Below are 15,083 nucleotides of genomic sequence, written 5' to 3'. Positions count from 1 at the left end.
GGCCATCACCGCGCACAAAGCGACCCTGTTGATGCGGGATGCTTGAGGTTCTGTGATGAAGCACCGCTGGCCATCACCAAGGTCGATCAGCCCCTCGCCGACGGCAGTTCGGGTTGGGTGGGCGTGCTTTCGCGGACTGGGGCGCCAACCATGGCCACACCCACCGCAGTTCAGCTGCGGGTACACGCCACCAGACCCCCGCACATGGCTTCGCCCATCGCTGCGCGACCCCATCGTTTGACCTTGTAGACCGCTTCGCAGCCCATTGCGAAGAGCGCTCTTGCTGTCTGGGTCACCCAGATGGCGTCCCATCTCCTGTCTGGCATCCCCTTTGTTGCCGCCTGCGGCGGCTCCCCCATTCCTTCAAGAACACCATCATGAAAACCATCCACACCCTCCTCACGCTTTCGACCGCCGTCTTGCTGACCGCTTGCGCGAACCCCAACGCCCCGGCAGCGGGTCCCATGTCGGCGGCCAATGCAGATCAACACGCTGCGCATCTAGCAGCTGTGGCACCGTCTGGGGCGCCGTCAGCCATGCACGACCACATGAAAGACATGCAGGCCATGCGCGACAAGATGATGAATGCCAAGACGCCAGCAGAGCGCCAGGCCTTGATGGCCGAGCACATGAAAACCATGCACGAAGGCATGGCCATGATGAAAGGCATGAAGGACATGAAGGGGATGGGCAGCATGCACGGCAAGGCGGGCATGCCGGGAATGGCGGGCATGAAGGACATGCCCATGGACATGTCCAAGCACCATCAGATGATGGAGATGCGCATGGACCTGATGCAGACCATGATGGAAATGATGATGCAGCGCATGCCGGATGGAACCATGCCGCCCGCCGGCAAGTGAAGGAGATCACGATGAACATCATCGATCTCGATGTGCAGGGCATGACCTGCGGTGCCTGCGTCCAGCGCGTCACGACGGCCCTGGCTCCAATCGACGGTGTGCAAGACGTCGCAGTGGATCTGCGAGCTGGCCGTGTGAGGGTCACAGCTGAGGCGAACGTGGCGCCATCGCAGCTGATTTCTGCATTGGCGGCAAGGCGCTACGAAAGCGAGGTGGTCACAAATGGCGCCCCGTCGGGTCAGGCAACCGACAGTCCGCCACCGCCAGCTGCGCCCAAGGGCGGTTGCTGCTGCAGTTGACCCCACCACGGGCTTGGCAAAGCCAGCCTGAAGATTGGAGCCATGCCATGGAGTCACATCGTCATCACGAACACCGTCACGCTGGAGGCCCGGGTGCGCGGGCCTCTCTACCTGTGACATCTCCGCTGGAGGGCACGGTCTACACTTGTCCGATGCACCCGGAGATCCGCCAGGACCACCCGGGCAACTGTCCAAAATGCGGTATGTCGCTGGAGCCGGTCATGCTGGCGCTGGACGAGGCCGAGAACCCCGAACTGCTGGATTTCCAGCGCCGCTTCTGGTGGACCCTGCCGCTCACGGTGGTGGTGGCCGTGTTGGCGATGTTCGGCCACAGCTTCGGCTGGTTCGAGATGGCGACCCAGAGCTGGATCGAACTCGTGCTCACCGTGCCCATCGTGCTGTGGGCCGGCTGGCCGTTTTTTGTGCGGGGCGCACAGTCGGTGCTGAACCGCAGCCCCAACATGTGGACCCTCATCAGCCTGGGCACGGGTTCGGCGTTTGTCTACAGCGTGGTGGCCACGGTGGCGCCCCAAGTGTTTCCCGATTCGTTCGTTTCGATGGGGCGCGTGTCGGTGTACTTCGAGGCGGCGGCGGTGATCATCTCGCTCACCTTGCTGGGCCAGCTGCTGGAACTCAAGGCGCGTGCGCAAACCTCGGCGGCCATTCGCTCGCTGCTGGGGCTGGCGCCCAAGACCGCGCGGCGCATCCAGCCCGACGGGCAGGAGGAAGACGTGCCGCTGGCCCATGTGCATGTAGGCGATCTGCTGCGCGTGCGCCCCGGGGAGAAGGTGCCCACCGACGGCACGGTGGTCGAAGGCAGTAGCGCGGTGGACGAATCGATGCTCACCGGCGAACCGCTGCCGGTGACCAAGCGGGTGGGCGACCAGCTGATCGGTGCCACGCTCAACACCAGCGGTGCGCTGGTGATGAAGTCCGGGCATGTGGGTTCGGCCACCGTGCTTTCGCAGATCGTGCAGATGGTCGCCATGGCGCAGCGCTCGCGTGCGCCCATGCAGCGCATGGCCGACCAGGTGGCGGGGTACTTTGTGATGGGCGTTGTTGCGGCGGCGCTGCTCACCTTTTTGGGCTGGGGCTTCTTCGGGCCCGAGCCGAGCTGGGTGCATGGGCTCATCAACGCGGTGGCGGTGCTCATCATCGCCTGCCCCTGTGCGCTGGGGCTGGCCACGCCCATGTCCATCATGGTGGCCACCGGGAGAGGTGCTACCCATGGCGTGTTGTTCCGCGACGCTGCGGCCATCGAGAACCTTCGCAAGGTCGACACGCTGATCGTCGATAAGACTGGCACCCTGACCGAAGGGCGACCAAGGTTCGAGCGCGCCATCGGCTTCGGGAGTTTTGCCGAGGACGAGGTCTTGCGCTTGGCCGCCAGCCTGGACCAAGGGAGCGAACATCCGCTGGCCGCCGCCATCGTGGCTTCGGCGAAGGAACAGGGGCTTGCGCTGGACAAGCCCGAGCAGTTCGACTCCGAGTCCGGCATCGGGGTGCGCGGCCGGGTGGACGGGCAGGTGCTGGCGCTGGGCAACACGGCGCTGATGCAGCAAATCGGTGTGGACACTTCACCGCTGGCAACGGAGGCCGAAGCGCTGCGAGCGCGGGGCGCCAGCGTCATGTACCTCGCGGCCGACAAGACCCTGGCCGGTTTGCTGGCTGTGTCCGATCCGATCAAAATCACCACAGCCGCTGCACTCGCATCGCTGCGCCACGCTCACATTCGCGTCGTCATGGCCACGGGCGACGGCCTGACCACTGCGCGCTCGGTGGCCCAGCGCCTGGGCATTGACGAGGTGCATGGGGAAGTGAAGCCGGCGGACAAACTCAAACTGGTGGAAAAGCTGCAGCTGGAGGGCCGCGTGGTCGCGATGGCGGGCGACGGCATCAACGACGCGCCGGCCCTGGCCCGCGCCGATGTGGGCATTGCCATGGGCACCGGAACCGACGTGGCCATGAACAGCGCGCAACTCACCTTGGTCAAAGGCGACCTGCGCGGCATCGCCACGGCCCGCGCGCTCTCGGTGGCCACGGTGGCCAATATGAAGCAGAACCTGGCGTTCGCCTTCGTCTACAACGCGCTGGGCATTCCGCTGGCCGCCGGCTTGCTGTATCCCTTCACCGGCTGGCTGCTCTCGCCCATGATCGCTGCCTTGGCCATGAGCCTGAGCTCGGCCTCGGTGATCGGCAATGCCCTGCGCCTACGGGCCGCTGCGATCCAGGGAGCGTGACGAGTAACAAACTACGGGGTTCTCGCTGCCTCCAGGGGCAACAGGATCCTCATCCCCTGATTGAGAAAAGATGATGCGCAGTTCGTCCATAGCTCGCCATCTTCCATTTGCGCATGGCAACCTCCCTCTTAATCGGGGCAGGACTTCTGACCTGCTTCGCCCGTAACCTCCTGGACAGCAGTGGTTGACACTGTAGCGGCTCCAGGGTTTCCAATGCAGGCATCGAAAGGAAAACCATGTCTGTCCATTGCTGTGACCACGACACCCCCAAAGCCGAGACCCTCTTCAACCTGCCGCGCTACCGCAGATCCTGTGGATCGCCCTGATCGTCAACGCCGCCATGTTTCTGATCGAGATCGGCGCCGAGGTGCAGGCCGGTTCGCTCTCGCTGCTGGCCGACACGGTGGACTTTGCGGGCGACGCGCTCAACTACGCGGTGTCACTCGCCGTGCTGGCTTCGGCGCTGGCCTTGCGCGCGCGTGCGGCGATGCTCAAGGCCGTGAGCATGATGGGCTTTGGCCTTTATGTGCTGGGCGCGGCGTTGTGGGCGGTGTGGCACGGCGGTGTGCCGCAGGCCGTGACCATGGGCGCGGTGGCGCTGCTGGCGCTGTCGGCCAACGTGGCCGTGGCCTGGATGCTCTACGCGTTTCGCGAGGACGACGCCAACATGCGCAGCGTGTGGCTGTGCTCGCGCAACGACGCCATCGGCAACGTGGCGGTGTTCATGGCCGCGCTCGGTGTGTTCGGCACCGGCTCGGCTTGGCCCGACCTGGTGGTGGCCAGCCTGATGGCCTCGCTGGCCCTGCACGGCGGCTGGACGGTGATGCGGCAGGCACGGGGAGAGCTCGGTGATGACAGCGCAAAGGACCACCATGGCCACGTTCACTGACCTACCATCCGCTCGCCGGTTCGACGAGACGACCCATGCCCGATTGATGCACGAAGCGAAAGAGGCAAGTTCCATTGAACAAGCCTGGTTGTACCCGGAGGCAGCGCATGTGGTGCGGCAGCTCCACATCAAGCCCGACTTGCAGACGCACGCGCACATGCTGGGACTGGCCTGGCGCACGCGCGAAAGGTCTGAGGCTGCAGGCCAGGTGCTGCGTTTGGCCTTGGTTCCCTTGGGCCATTTGAGCGGACGCTTGCCGCTGGGCAACCCGGGTCGATCCACCGTGAGCGCCTTCGAGCCGCTTCCGGTGCGCCCGGACTTGGCCGACTTGATCGCCCAGGCTCGCACTGGTGAAACGCCCGCCGCATAAAATCCATCCATGCGTGTTTTCCTGATCCTGCTGATGCTTACGCTGCTGCCGCTTCAGTTTTCTGCAGCTGCGGCGACCGAGTGCTGCGGCCACGGTGCGGTGGCCCAAGGACTCCAAGCCCAGCACCATCAGCCCATGCATCTGTTGCCGGTTCAGGAAACAGACGATCTGACCGCCAAAGGACAGGGGTTTGATCTTGACTGCAGAACCTGCCACGCCAACTGCGCTGCCGCTGTGACGGCGACTGCAGCGACCATGGCCGACCCTGCGGGCATTGAGCGGGTCGAACACCTCGTCGAACTGATCTTGCCGCCCTGGCACGAGCGACCCTACCGTCCTCAATGGTCTGCCCCGAAACGTTCGGGGCTGAATCTGTCCGCCTGAAGCGCTGACAGGCACCTCTTCCCCGATCCCCTGGCTTCAAGTGGCCGCCGTCGCACACGGTGGCCATTCCGGATCGTTTTGGAAGGACCCTCTCATGAAAGTTCGCTGGACCCAGCGAAACCCGCGATGGACGTGGCTGGTTGCCGTCGCGGTTCTTTTGTTTGTTGATCAACTCAGCAAATCGTACTTCTCATCCACCCTTGCACTCGGTGAAGCCATCAAGGTGACCGAGTGGTTCAACTTCGTGCATGTGCTCAACACGGGTGCGGCCTTCTCGTTGCTGGCCGATGCGGGTGGTTGGCAGCGCTGGTTTTTTATCGGCGTGACAGCGCTGGTGGTGGGTGTTGTCTCTGTGGTGTGCCTTGCCCGGCAGGCCGAACCGCTGGATCGGTGGGTGGGTGCTTTTGTTGTGGGCGGGGGAGGTGGCAACCTGGTGGACCGCATCCAGATCGGCGCCGTGGTGGATTTCCTCGACTTGCACTGGCGCAGCATCCACTGGCCGGCCTTTAACCTAGCAGACGTTTTCATCGTGTGCTCCATGCTGGTCTGGTGCTTCGCATCACTGAAATGGTCACCGCGCCAATCGCCCCGAAAGGCGCCTGAGGAGCAGCCTTCATGAAGCACGGTTGGTTCTGGATCATGTCCGCATGGGGCATCGCCATGGTCGCCACGCTTGGCGCGCTCTTCATCGGTGAAGTCATGGGCATGACGCCCTGTCTGCTGTGCTGGTACCAGAGGATCTTCATGTTCCCGCTGGCGCTCATCCTGGGTATGGCCGCATTTGCCGAAGACCGTCGTGGAGCGGTCTATGCACTGCCGTTGGCAGCAGGTGGCGCAGTCATGGCCGGCTACCACTCAGCACTCATCGCCGGCCGGGTGCCGAAGTGGTGGGTGCCCTGTGGCACCGGCCCCTCATGCAGCGAACAAAGTCTGGAGATTCTGGGCGGCATTCAGATCCCCTGGTTGTCGCTCGCAGCCTTCATCGCCATCGTCATCCTGCTTTTTGTTTACCTGAGAAAGACCCGTTCATGAGCGCCAAAAAATTCACCGTCATTGGCCTGGTGGCCATCGTTGCCCTGTTCTTCTACCTGGGCATGAACGCGTACCAAGAGCGCGTGCAGACTGCCCAGGAAGTGCAGGTCAAGGCCGAGCAGACCCGCCTGGTGCGGATGCACTCGCCGGTGTTTGGTGCCCAAAGTGCCCCGGTCACCATCGTCGAGTTCTTTGACCCAGCCTGTGAGACCTGTCGTGCGTTCTATCCCATCGTGAAGAACCTGATGGCGCAATACCCCAACGACGTCCGACTGGTGATCCGGTATGCACCTTTCCACCAGGGCTCAGACCAGGTGGTCAAGCTGCTGGAGTCCGCCAAGAGCCAGGGCAAGTACCAACCGGTTCTTGAGGCTGTGCTGGCCGCGCAGCCCGCCTGGGCGGATCATGGTCGGCCCAACATCGAGACCGCGTTCAAGGTGGCTGAGCAAGCCGGGCTGGACCTCGTGAAAGCGCGCCAGGACATCGAGAAACCCGGCATGCAGTCCTTGTTGCAGCAGGACATCGAAGACCTCACCGCGCTGCAGGTCACCAAAACGCCCACCTTCTTTGTCAACGGCCGCAGCCTGCCGAGTTTCGGGCCTGACCAGTTGGCTGCCCTTGTGGCTGAAGAAGTGGCCAAGGCGAAGAAATGAAAGAGATGGCTCCCGCACGTCCATTCAACCGACGCAAGGTGCTGGCGTTGAGCGCATCGTGGCTCGCGGCAGGTGGTCTCCTTGCTGGCTGTTCGCCCCAGGCGCCCACTTTCAAAAGTACCGACATCACAGGGGCTGCCTTTGCACAGAACCTGAAACTGACCTACCACACCGGGCTGGTGCGCACCATGGCGGATTTCCGTGGCAAAGCGGTGGTGGTGTTCTTCGGCTTCACGCAGTGCCCCGATGTGTGCCCGACCTCGATGACCACCCTGGCCGAGGTCAAGCGCCTCATGGGCGATCAGGGCAAGCAACTGCAGGTGCTGTTCATCACCGTGGACCCAGAGCGAGACACACTTCCGCTGCTCAAGGAGTACATGACCAACTTCGATCCTACGTTTCTGGCGTTGCGTCCTGACCTGTCTGAGCTCAAGGCCGTGGCGGACAGCTTCAAGATCTATTACCGCAAGGCCGAAGGCAGCACACCGACTTCGTACACGATGGACCACTCGGCGGGCAAGTATGTGTTTGACACCGAAGGTCGGGTGCGCCTGTTCTCCAGCTATGGCACGGAGCCCGGTGTGATTGCCGAAGACATCCTCACGCTGTTGAGATCCATGGCAGGTTGAACAACCCTTTACCACCATGAAAACACTGCTGCTCTATCTCGTCACTGCCATCGCCGAGATCGTCGGTTGTTACCTCCCACTGCTGTGGCTGCGCGGCCAAGGCTCAGGCTGGTGGCTGTTGCCCGCCGCCGCCGTGAGCCTGGCCACCTTCGCTTGGTTGCTCACCCTGCACGCCGCGCCGTCGGGGCGTGTGTATGCGGCCTACGGCGGGGTCTATGTGGCCGTGGCGCTGGGGTGGCTGTGGTCGGTGGACGGCGTGCGCCCGAGCAGCTGGGATGTGGCAGGTGTGGCCGTGACATTGGCGGGCATGGCGATCATCGCGTTCCAGCCTCGAACATGAACCGCCGCTTCATTGTTTATCTCTAGGCGTTGGCCGCCTTCGCGGCGTTTGCTGCCGCTGTCTTTCCCTATCAGCGACACACCCTTCAAGTTGCAGCAATGTCGGCCTCAGATCAAACCGGTGCGATGCTCCGGCCGCACTCGCCCGTCATGGGTGCTGTGGATGTACCGGTCACCATTGTGGAGTTCTTCGATCTGGCGTGCGAAGCCTGCAAGGCTTTTCATCCCAAGGTGAAGCAGATCCTGGCGGCGTTTCCACGAGAGACACGTTTGGTGATTCGGTACACGCCATTTCACCGGGAGTCTTCTGTGGACGCGGTGAAGATTCTTGAGGCGGCGCGTGCGCAGGGCAAGTTCGAACCCGTGCTCGAGGCTTTGCTGGATGGCCAGCGCGCGTGGACAGGGCAGGGCGCAAGAGCCATCGATCGGGCTTGGGCAGTTGCGCAGTCTGTCGGTCTCGACGTTGCATGAGCACGCCAGCACTTTGCCCCGGGGTCGGTGGATATGTGGATGGCGCAGGACGTCTCGGACCTGAAGGCGATCGGTATTCGGGCTACCCCAACCTTCTTCGTGAATGGAAAGCCGCTGTCTTCGACCGATCCAGAGGCACTTCACGACGTGGTCAAGAGGGAGGTGGAGCATGTCCGGAAGCTTCCGTCGCGCTGACATGAAGCTACAAGCCGTGATTTGTGAAACATTCAAACAATCGTTAGAATGTATCCATGAGGGAAATCAAGAACCATCTTTATGAGCAAGTCGCCCGCATTGGCAAGGCGGTCGCCAGTCCCAAGCGGTTGGAACTCATTGAGCTGCTTTGCCAGGGTGAGAAGTCCGTCGAGACGTTGGCCATGCAGGCCGATATCGGTGTCAAGCTCGCCAGTGCGCATCTCAAGGAATTGCGCCTGGCGCGCCTGGTGGACACCCGCAAGGAAGGTAAGTACGTGGTCTACCGGTTGGCCAGCACCAGCGTGGCCGACCTCTGGGTCCACTTGCGCTCGGAGGCCGAGGAGCGCCTGGTGGAACTGCAGATGGCGCTTGCCTCCATCGTCGAGCACGGGGAAGACTTGCAGGGCGTCAGCCGCGCGGACATCTTGCGTCGCGCCGCGGCGGGTGAAGTGCTGGTCCTCGATGTGCGGCCTGAAGACGAGTACGCCGTGGCTCACCTGCCTCACGCTCGCTCGCTCCCCGTCGATGAACTGAAGAAGCGCATCGCGGAGCTACCCAAGGACGTCCCGGTGGTGGCCTATTGCCGCGGACCGTTCTGCTTGATGGCCAAGGATGCCGTCGAGTTGCTGCGCAAGAAGGGGTACCAGGCTTTTCACCTCACCGACGGGGTGGCTGAGTGGCGCGCGCGTGGACTTCCGGTGACCGGCTGAGCAGAGGATTCCATGAAGACATTGCTGATCCTGAACGATGCGCCCTACGGCAGTGAGCGCACCTACAACGGAGCCCGACTGGCGGGTGCCTTGGCCGTGCAGGATGACCACGAGGTGAAGGTCTTCCTCATCGGTGATGCAGCCGCAGCAGCACACAACAAGCAGAAGGTGCCTTCTGGCTTTTACAACCTCGAAGTGATGCTGGGCGCCGTGGTGAAGCACGGCGGCGTCATCGGCGTCTGCGGCACTTGCATGGATGCACGCGGCATCGCTGCGGAAGACCTCATTGCGGGCGCACATCGAAGCACGCTTGACGAACTCACCCAATGGACAGCCTGGTCCGACAAGGCCTTGGTGTTCTAACTCAGGAGACGATCATGTTCTTTCGCCAGCGTCCGGCCGCCAATGCCACACTTTCCTATCTCTTCGGTTGTGCCGGCTTGCAGAAGGCCGTCGCAGTTGACGTCGTCGCCGGCGACGAGGATTGGTTCATCGAGGAGGCGCAAAGAGCAGGCGCACCCATCGTCCACGTCATCGACACCCATGTGCACGCCGACCACTACTCGGGTGGGCGCGAGCTCGCGCGCCGCGTCGGGGCGGCGTACCACCTCCACGAGAGCAACATCGGACGCGTGGGCTTTGACTTCTCCCCACTGCGCGATGGGCAGCGCCTGGATGCTGGCAACGTCGTGGTCGACGTCATCCACACGCCAGGGCACACCCCGGACAGCGTCTGCCTGGCGGTGCGGGACCTGCGCCGAGGTGACGAGCCCTGGTTCGTCATCACCGGCGATACCTTGTTCGTCGGTGCCGTCGGCCGCCCCGACCTGGCAGGACAGGAACGCGAGATGGCCGAGCAGCTGTACGACTCGTTGCAGTCGCGCCTTCTGTCGCTGCCGCCCGAGCTGGAAATCTATCCAGGCCACCAGGCCGGAAGCGCCTGCGGCGCCGGGCTGTCCGGCAAACCGACGTCCACCATCGGTTTTGAGAAGCGCTTCAACCCGATGTTGTCGATGTCGCGGGATGACTTTGTCACCGCGCTGACCGCTGAAATACCGCCCCAACCAGCGGACATGGCGCGCATCGTCGAGGTCAACCTGCGCGGCGTGGCGCCCGCCATTGCCTGAATCGGCCATGCAGTTCGGCATCCGCGCCAATCTGGGTCAGTTTCTGCAACAGCTGTTGCAGGTGCTGCTCGTGGGGATGACCATCGGAATGATGCGCAACGTCGTGCCAGCGCTGGCGGAGTCCGAATTCGGCGTGCCACGCGGCTCGTTCATGCTGCTCGCGGCCTTCGTCGTTGCTTTTGGGTTCGTCAAGGGAACGATGAACTTCGTGGCAGGACGCCTGGCCGAGGAAATGGGGCGAAAGCGGGTATTGCTGCTTGGCTGGCTGGTCGCCTTGCCCATCCCGTTGCTCATCTATTTCGCAACCAGCTGGGCTTGGGTGGTCTTCGCCACCGTGCTGCTGGGCATCAACCAGGGTCTCACCTGGTCAATGACGCAGACGGCCAAACTCGACATCACCCGTGCCGACCAGCGCGGTCTGGTCATCGGGTTGAACGAATTCTCGGGCTACGTGGGCGTAGCCATCGCTGGTGTCATCACGGGTTACCTCGCGTCCATGCTCGGCCCGCGGGAGGGACTGCTGTGGTTCGGCGTGGTCGTGATCGGGCTCGCCTCCGCGCTGTCCTGGCTCTCCATCGCCGAGACCCTGCCCTGGGCACGCGACGAGGTGAAACGCCACGCTGGTTCTGGCGCCCCAGTGCTCAGGCCTCGATACCCCAGGACGTTCAGCGACAAACCTTCGACGGCGGAGATGTTTGCCTTGATGACCTGGCGCGACCGTCGCCTGGCGGCGATCTGCCAGGCCGGGCTGGTTGAAAAGTTTGTCGACGCCTTGGTGTGGGCGTTCTGGCCGGTCTACCTGCACCAGCAGGGCGTGAGCTTGCCAGGCATCGGCTGGATCGTCGGCGTCTACGGCTTCACCTGGGGTGCGGCGCAGTTCTTCACCGGTCGGCTTTCCGACCGTGTGGGGCGGCACCTTCTGAATTCGTGGGGCATGTGGATCTGTGGCGCAGGCGTGGCCTTGATGCCGTTGGGCTCCGGCTCTTTATGGTGGAGTGCATCTGCCGCCATCGCCGGCTTGGGCATGGCCATGCTCTACCCGAATCTGAGCGCTGCCGTCGCCGACATCTCCCACCCCAACTGGCGCGCATCCGCCATCGGCATCTACCGCTTCTGGCGCGACTTGGGCTATGGCATCGGTGCCCTTGGGCTGGGCGCCGCCGCCGCGCTGGGCGGCCGCATCGAGAGCGCATTCTGGTTCGTTGCCGTGGCCATGCTGGTATCCGGCGGCATCCTGTTCCGCTGGGGGGAAGAGACCCACCCCCGGCTCAATCCCGCGACCTGATTTCCCACAACCACTCTGGAGACAACCATGAACACGCGCCGACTCACCTTGACCCTGGCACTTGCGGCTGCTACCTGCCTGCCGTTGGCGGTACACGCCGAGGCCGACAAAGCCACCATCAACGCATTGGAGGGGTACTTCGATTTTGCGGACTCCAACAGCGGCACCATCCTGGCCGAGCAGCTGGCTGCCGAGGACTACAAGAAATTGCTCGTGCTCGACGTGCGCGATGCGGGGCAGTTCGCCAAGGACCACATTCCGGGTGCCATGAACATCGAATGGCGCCAGGTGTTCGCGCAGCGCTCCAAACTGCCCAAGGACAAGACCATCCTTGTCTACTGCAACACGAGCTCGTTCGCGGGCCAGGTTGCCATGGCGCTGCGGATGGACGGCTATGAGAACGTGCGCCTGCTGCACGGTGGCTATGACGAATGGAAGGCCGCTGGCGGCATGAACGCCCAGGCACGTGCCGCAAAAAAGAGCTGAGGTTTTTGTATCATGAATATCCGTACATTCGCATTGATGATCGCTCTGGTGAACACCAGTGCGCTCTCCTGGGCTCAGACCGCCCCCGGGCCTTTGGAGATCGACGGCCGGAAAGTGCTGACCCTGGTCAGCAACGATCCACCTGGCCTGCGCTGCAACAACAACATCCAGGTTGCTGCCGAACTTGCCAACACCTACAAGGTGCCCATCCTCATCTACCCGGTGTCTTTCATGCCAGTTGGCACCAAGGCACCGATCGTCTGGTTCGGCGGCGAGAACATTGCCCAGAGTGGCGGCAAGCTCAATGGCATGTATTTCATACACCGAGCTGGCCGACCGGTTTGAGGTCGAGGGAGTAACGAAGCAGGACAAGTCGGGCTTGCTGATGGCCCCTGCCGTCAACGGCACTTTCGAGGCGCTGAAGCAAAGCATCAAGGGCAAATAACCGTTACCCAGGTGAGGCCGGCATCACTCCGGTGGTGAATGCCGTGTGCTGCGTGGCAGCGCGATACAGCCTGGTTCGCGGAAGATCACGCCCGCCTTCTCAAGTCCCGCCAGTGCCCTGTAGAGCGCCTCGTGGCTCACTGCCAGTTCGGTGGCCAGAGACTTGAGACCGGACGCGGTGCGAAGACGGCCATCCACGCCTTCTGTCTCGATCATGTGCAGCAGCCGCTCATTCACACCCTTGAGCGACATGCGCTCGCACTGCGCACGCAGGCGGCGAACCTCAGCGTTGAGCATACCGATCCAACGCAAGGCGAAGTCAGAGTCAGCCGCCAACTCGACCCGGAGCGGCTCTATGGGCAGCTCAATCGCTTGGCCCGGTGCGGTCACCACTGCGTCGCAGTGGTAGCTCACCGATTGCAGGCTGGCCTCGGCCAGAAACCCCTGGCGAACCCGCTGAAGCACCAGGGCATGTCCCTGCTCGCCAGTGCGCTCCAGCACGATCTCGCCAACCACCACAAAGTACATATGCTTGGGACGCTGACGCTGCAGGAAAAGACGATCTCCCTTGTGCAGTTCAACTTGGGACGACACGGTCGTGAGGCTGGCTGGTAGCAACTTTCGAAGCGTGTCGGGTAACGTCAATGGAGGGGGCATATGAATGTGGGTCCGTGTGATTTAAATCATATGTGGTCTGTCGCCTCATTCCGACAATCGCCCTCATCGACACACGTTCAATCCGGAAACCTCACATGCTCAAAACCACCACCGCGTCGCTCGTGCTTCTGACCTGCGTCGGCGGCGTCAACGCCCGGGCCATGGATCACTCCCGAATGGACCACGGCGCCCGCATGGCCACCATGGCGCTCGGACAGCGACAGGCGGAGGTGGCGCAACGTGGCAAGGACGTCATGCCTTTCAGCCTGGCCGCGACCACGCACATCTTCACCAAGACGGCGCAAGGCGGTGTTCAACAGGTGGTGGTCAAGGACGTCCGCGACGCTGAGCAGGTGAGGCTCACGCGTCTGCACCTGCAGGAGATTCGCGACCAGTTTCTCAAGGGCGACTTCTCAGGGCCGACACGCATTCACGGGCAGGACATGCCCGGTCTGGCCGAACTGAAGGCCGCCCGCCCAGGTCAGATCGTCATCACATACAAAGACATCGACAAGGGCGCCGAGCTGAGCTACGCCACGGGCAACGGCTCCCTCGCGTCGGCGCTGCATCAGTGGTTTGATGCCCAGTTGACCGACCACGGCAAGGACGCCATGGCGGGCCATGCTGGGCATGGCGACACGAAGAAACCCTGAAGCGGACTCAGATCCGCAGCAGCTTCGACCTCAACCACGCCTCCAGCACCACGCCCACCACCACACCCACCCCCGCGTTCCACACCGACTCGGCGGCGGTGGTGAGCAGCACGGCGCGGGCTTCCTTGTCGCGCGAGCTGCCGGCGGTGCCGATGGTGAGTGAGAAGCCCGCCACGAAGAGCATGGCGCCCAGGGTGCCGGTGGGCAGCAGGCTCAGCAGGGCGGTGAGCTGACCGCTGACGAACAGGCCGGCGAGCAGCAGCACGCTGCCCAGAAGGATGGGCGCGCGGCCGGTGCGGGCGCCACAGGCCACTTGCGCGGCCATGCCGCCCGCACCAAAGCACATGGGTGGCGCGCCCAGGCCACCGGCCAGCAGGTTCATGAGGCCGGTGCCGCGTGCGGCGCGGTTTTCGTCCAGGGGCACGCCGGGGAAGAGGCGGAGGGTTTCGGCCACGATGCCGAGGATGGCGTTGCCGAAGGTCAGCGGTATCTGCGCCGCGGCCAGACCGATGCCGGCGAGCCAGACGCCACCTTGGTTGAAGGAGGGCCACTGTGGCTCGGGCTGGTGCATCGCCCAGGGTGTGTCTACCAGCGCATGCAGCAGCTCGGGTTGGCGCCAGCTGCCCACGGCCCAACCCACGGCCATGAGCACGGGCATGAGCACGGGCATGAGCACGGGCATGAGCACGGGCATGGTGAGCCAGTCACCACGGCCCAGCAACACAAGCGCCAGCGCCACCGAGAACGCGCCCAGTACCAGATCGCCTTCGATACGCCGCAAACCGGCCGTGATGGCCCCGCAGGCCCATCACGGCCGCGTCTGGACATCAACTTCTTTCAGCCTCCGTCAGGCGTCAGTTGCCGTGTCCCTTGTTCAACAGGGAACTCAAACGCGCGACTTCGTTGCCCATCGTCGCGATGCTTTTTCCATCAGCAGATTGAACAACTTCACCTTTGCTGAGGTGAACCACACTTCCGAACCTGCCTTCTTTCGCCATCAACCCGTCCTTGAAGACGTAGAGCGTCTCACCGTTCTGCAGTGCGATGACCTGCTTGGCCTCGGACCTGGCTGCGTCCATCGCGAATGCCGGGGCCAATGCTGCCAATGAGAGGACGAGGATGCTGAGCTTGCGAATCATGGGGTGTCTCCTTCAAGAACAAATCACATTGTTCGACTGAATCAATGCGGTACGAGGTACAAGTTCAATGTAGTGAGATGCCCATGACCGGCAGCTTGCGAATGCATTACATCTTGGTCAGCGCAAAGTCAGCAGGCCCTCTCGCAACCCGATTGGTCTCCTACTTGAATCGGTGGACATGGCACCGTTCCGTAACTGCAGAACACGCAGCAGTCACC

21 protein-coding genes and 1 pseudogene are annotated in these 15,083 nt (G+C 63.0%); 19 read left to right on the top strand and 3 right to left on the bottom strand.

Annotated elements, in window-relative coordinates; translation table 11 throughout:
- Window positions 1-377 precede the first annotated feature (377 nt).
- The 18 genes and pseudogenes from IV113_RS17770 (at window position 378) to IV113_RS17685 (ending at window position 12,317) form a co-directional block, all read left to right on the top strand.
- Window positions 378-863 (top strand): hypothetical protein, encoded by a 486-nt coding sequence (locus IV113_RS17770; protein WP_069047374.1) that lies wholly within the window; start codon window positions 378-380, stop codon window positions 861-863.
- Between the two features lie 11 nt (window positions 864-874).
- Complete coding sequence (locus tag IV113_RS17765) at window positions 875-1,162, top strand: heavy metal-associated domain-containing protein (RefSeq protein ID WP_056278500.1); 288 nt, start codon at window positions 875-877, stop codon at window positions 1,160-1,162.
- Between the two features lie 47 nt (window positions 1,163-1,209).
- Window positions 1,210-3,402, top strand: coding sequence for a copper-translocating P-type ATPase (locus IV113_RS17760; RefSeq protein ID WP_291087642.1), 2,193 nt, complete (start codon window positions 1,210-1,212; stop codon window positions 3,400-3,402).
- 340 nt (window positions 3,403-3,742) lie between these two features.
- Window positions 3,743-4,291: a cation transporter gene (locus IV113_RS17755; RefSeq protein ID WP_363318638.1), complete on the top strand. Its 549-nt coding sequence runs from the start codon at window positions 3,743-3,745 to the stop codon at window positions 4,289-4,291.
- Window positions 4,275-4,661, top strand: a complete 387-nt coding sequence (locus IV113_RS17750) for a DUF3703 domain-containing protein (RefSeq protein WP_291087639.1) — start codon at window positions 4,275-4,277, stop codon at window positions 4,659-4,661. The genes IV113_RS17755 and IV113_RS17750 overlap by 17 nt, the downstream gene beginning before the upstream one ends.
- 9 nt (window positions 4,662-4,670) lie before the next feature.
- Window positions 4,671-5,045: a hypothetical protein gene (locus IV113_RS17745; protein ID WP_291087637.1), complete on the top strand. Its 375-nt coding sequence runs from the start codon at window positions 4,671-4,673 to the stop codon at window positions 5,043-5,045.
- Window positions 5,046-5,085: 40 nt separating this feature from the next.
- A complete protein-coding gene (gene lspA / locus IV113_RS17740; RefSeq protein WP_291087634.1) occupies window positions 5,086-5,664 on the top strand; it encodes a signal peptidase II in 579 nt (192 codons plus the stop codon).
- A complete protein-coding gene (locus IV113_RS17735) occupies window positions 5,661-6,077 on the top strand; it encodes a disulfide bond formation protein B (RefSeq protein WP_069047369.1) in 417 nt (138 codons plus the stop codon). Before lspA ends, IV113_RS17735 begins: the two co-directional genes overlap by 4 nt.
- Window positions 6,074-6,730: a thioredoxin domain-containing protein gene (locus IV113_RS17730; protein WP_291087631.1), complete on the top strand. Its 657-nt coding sequence runs from the start codon at window positions 6,074-6,076 to the stop codon at window positions 6,728-6,730. The genes IV113_RS17735 and IV113_RS17730 overlap by 4 nt, the downstream gene beginning before the upstream one ends.
- Window positions 6,727-7,359: an SCO family protein gene (locus IV113_RS17725; protein WP_291087628.1), complete on the top strand. Its 633-nt coding sequence runs from the start codon at window positions 6,727-6,729 to the stop codon at window positions 7,357-7,359. The genes IV113_RS17730 and IV113_RS17725 overlap by 4 nt, the downstream gene beginning before the upstream one ends.
- 16 nt (window positions 7,360-7,375) lie before the next feature.
- Window positions 7,376-7,699, top strand: a complete 324-nt coding sequence (locus IV113_RS17720) for a YnfA family protein (RefSeq protein ID WP_069047366.1) — start codon at window positions 7,376-7,378, stop codon at window positions 7,697-7,699.
- Window positions 7,700-7,797: 98 nt separating this feature from the next.
- Window positions 7,798-8,364: pseudogene (locus IV113_RS17715) on the top strand (thioredoxin domain-containing protein).
- Window positions 8,365-8,420: 56 nt separating this feature from the next.
- Window positions 8,421-9,074 carry a metalloregulator ArsR/SmtB family transcription factor gene (locus tag IV113_RS17710; RefSeq protein ID WP_291087623.1) on the top strand — a complete coding sequence of 218 codons (654 nt, stop codon included), beginning with the start codon at window positions 8,421-8,423 and terminating at the stop codon, window positions 9,072-9,074.
- A 12-nt stretch (window positions 9,075-9,086) separates the two neighbouring features.
- A complete protein-coding gene (locus tag IV113_RS17705) occupies window positions 9,087-9,437 on the top strand; it encodes a DsrE family protein (protein WP_291087620.1) in 351 nt (116 codons plus the stop codon).
- A 14-nt stretch (window positions 9,438-9,451) separates the two neighbouring features.
- The gene (locus IV113_RS17700; protein ID WP_291087617.1) at window positions 9,452-10,201 is read left to right on the top strand and encodes an MBL fold metallo-hydrolase; all 750 of its coding nucleotides are present in this window, start codon (window positions 9,452-9,454) and stop codon (window positions 10,199-10,201) included.
- 7 nt (window positions 10,202-10,208) lie between these two features.
- Window positions 10,209-11,486, top strand: a complete 1,278-nt coding sequence (locus IV113_RS17695; protein ID WP_291087614.1) for an MFS transporter — start codon at window positions 10,209-10,211, stop codon at window positions 11,484-11,486.
- A 27-nt stretch (window positions 11,487-11,513) separates the two neighbouring features.
- Window positions 11,514-11,972, top strand: coding sequence for a rhodanese-like domain-containing protein (locus IV113_RS17690; RefSeq protein WP_291087611.1), 459 nt, complete (start codon window positions 11,514-11,516; stop codon window positions 11,970-11,972).
- A gap of 12 nt (window positions 11,973-11,984) precedes the next feature.
- The gene (locus IV113_RS17685) at window positions 11,985-12,317 is read left to right on the top strand and encodes a hypothetical protein (RefSeq protein ID WP_291087609.1); all 333 of its coding nucleotides are present in this window, start codon (window positions 11,985-11,987) and stop codon (window positions 12,315-12,317) included.
- A gap of 123 nt (window positions 12,318-12,440) precedes the next feature.
- Here IV113_RS17685 and IV113_RS17680 read toward each other — a convergent pair whose 3' ends face one another.
- On the bottom strand, window positions 12,441-13,010 hold the full coding sequence (locus tag IV113_RS17680; protein WP_291087606.1) for a Crp/Fnr family transcriptional regulator: 570 nt from the start codon (window positions 13,008-13,010) through the stop codon (window positions 12,441-12,443).
- Between the two features lie 158 nt (window positions 13,011-13,168).
- On the opposite strand from IV113_RS17680, the gene IV113_RS17675 reads away from it, so the two are divergent.
- Window positions 13,169-13,726, top strand: a complete 558-nt coding sequence (locus IV113_RS17675; RefSeq protein ID WP_291087604.1) for an aspartate carbamoyltransferase — start codon at window positions 13,169-13,171, stop codon at window positions 13,724-13,726.
- 7 nt (window positions 13,727-13,733) lie between these two features.
- Here IV113_RS17675 and IV113_RS17670 read toward each other — a convergent pair whose 3' ends face one another.
- Complete coding sequence (locus tag IV113_RS17670) at window positions 13,734-14,507, bottom strand: putative sulfate/molybdate transporter (protein ID WP_291087600.1); 774 nt, start codon at window positions 14,505-14,507, stop codon at window positions 13,734-13,736.
- Between the two features lie 73 nt (window positions 14,508-14,580).
- Window positions 14,581-14,865 carry a CopK family periplasmic copper-binding protein gene (locus IV113_RS17665; protein ID WP_291087597.1) on the bottom strand — a complete coding sequence of 95 codons (285 nt, stop codon included), beginning with the start codon at window positions 14,863-14,865 and terminating at the stop codon, window positions 14,581-14,583.
- Between the last annotated feature and the right edge of the window lie 218 nt (window positions 14,866-15,083).

Source organism: Hydrogenophaga sp. (genome assembly GCF_018780385.1).
Classification (GTDB): Bacteria; Pseudomonadota; Gammaproteobacteria; order Burkholderiales; family Burkholderiaceae_C; genus Hydrogenophaga.
The sequence above is the reverse complement of the archived record's forward strand: the minus strand, read 5'-3'. Positions and strand labels throughout refer to the sequence as shown.

Bases quoted from the DNA above. Each gene is read 5' to 3' on its own strand.
- IV113_RS17690 (WP_291087611.1), top strand. From the start codon at position 11,514: ATGAACACGCGCCGACTCACCTTGACCCTGGCACTTGCGGCTGCTACC.
- IV113_RS17705 (WP_291087620.1), top strand. From the start codon at position 9,087: ATGAAGACATTGCTGATCCTGAACGATGCGCCCTACGGCAGTGAGCGC.
- IV113_RS17735 (WP_069047369.1), top strand. From the start codon at position 5,661: ATGAAGCACGGTTGGTTCTGGATCATGTCCGCATGGGGCATCGCCATG.
- IV113_RS17750 (WP_291087639.1), top strand. From the start codon at position 4,275: ATGGCCACGTTCACTGACCTACCATCCGCTCGCCGGTTCGACGAGACG.
- IV113_RS17710 (WP_291087623.1), top strand. From the start codon at position 8,421: ATGAGGGAAATCAAGAACCATCTTTATGAGCAAGTCGCCCGCATTGGC.
- IV113_RS17730 (WP_291087631.1), top strand. From the start codon at position 6,074: ATGAGCGCCAAAAAATTCACCGTCATTGGCCTGGTGGCCATCGTTGCC.
- IV113_RS17685 (WP_291087609.1), top strand. From the start codon at position 11,985: ATGAATATCCGTACATTCGCATTGATGATCGCTCTGGTGAACACCAGT.
- IV113_RS17695 (WP_291087614.1), top strand. From the start codon at position 10,209: ATGCAGTTCGGCATCCGCGCCAATCTGGGTCAGTTTCTGCAACAGCTG.
- IV113_RS17760 (WP_291087642.1), top strand. From the start codon at position 1,210: ATGGAGTCACATCGTCATCACGAACACCGTCACGCTGGAGGCCCGGGT.
- IV113_RS17725 (WP_291087628.1), top strand. From the start codon at position 6,727: ATGAAAGAGATGGCTCCCGCACGTCCATTCAACCGACGCAAGGTGCTG.
- IV113_RS17675 (WP_291087604.1), top strand. From the start codon at position 13,169: ATGCTCAAAACCACCACCGCGTCGCTCGTGCTTCTGACCTGCGTCGGC.
- IV113_RS17765 (WP_056278500.1), top strand. From the start codon at position 875: ATGAACATCATCGATCTCGATGTGCAGGGCATGACCTGCGGTGCCTGC.
- IV113_RS17720 (WP_069047366.1), top strand. From the start codon at position 7,376: ATGAAAACACTGCTGCTCTATCTCGTCACTGCCATCGCCGAGATCGTC.
- IV113_RS17700 (WP_291087617.1), top strand. From the start codon at position 9,452: ATGTTCTTTCGCCAGCGTCCGGCCGCCAATGCCACACTTTCCTATCTC.
- IV113_RS17745 (WP_291087637.1), top strand. From the start codon at position 4,671: ATGCGTGTTTTCCTGATCCTGCTGATGCTTACGCTGCTGCCGCTTCAG.
- IV113_RS17755 (WP_363318638.1), top strand. From the start codon at position 3,743: ATGTTTCTGATCGAGATCGGCGCCGAGGTGCAGGCCGGTTCGCTCTCG.
- IV113_RS17665 (WP_291087597.1), bottom strand. From the start codon at position 14,865: ATGATTCGCAAGCTCAGCATCCTCGTCCTCTCATTGGCAGCATTGGCC.
- IV113_RS17770 (WP_069047374.1), top strand. From the start codon at position 378: ATGAAAACCATCCACACCCTCCTCACGCTTTCGACCGCCGTCTTGCTG.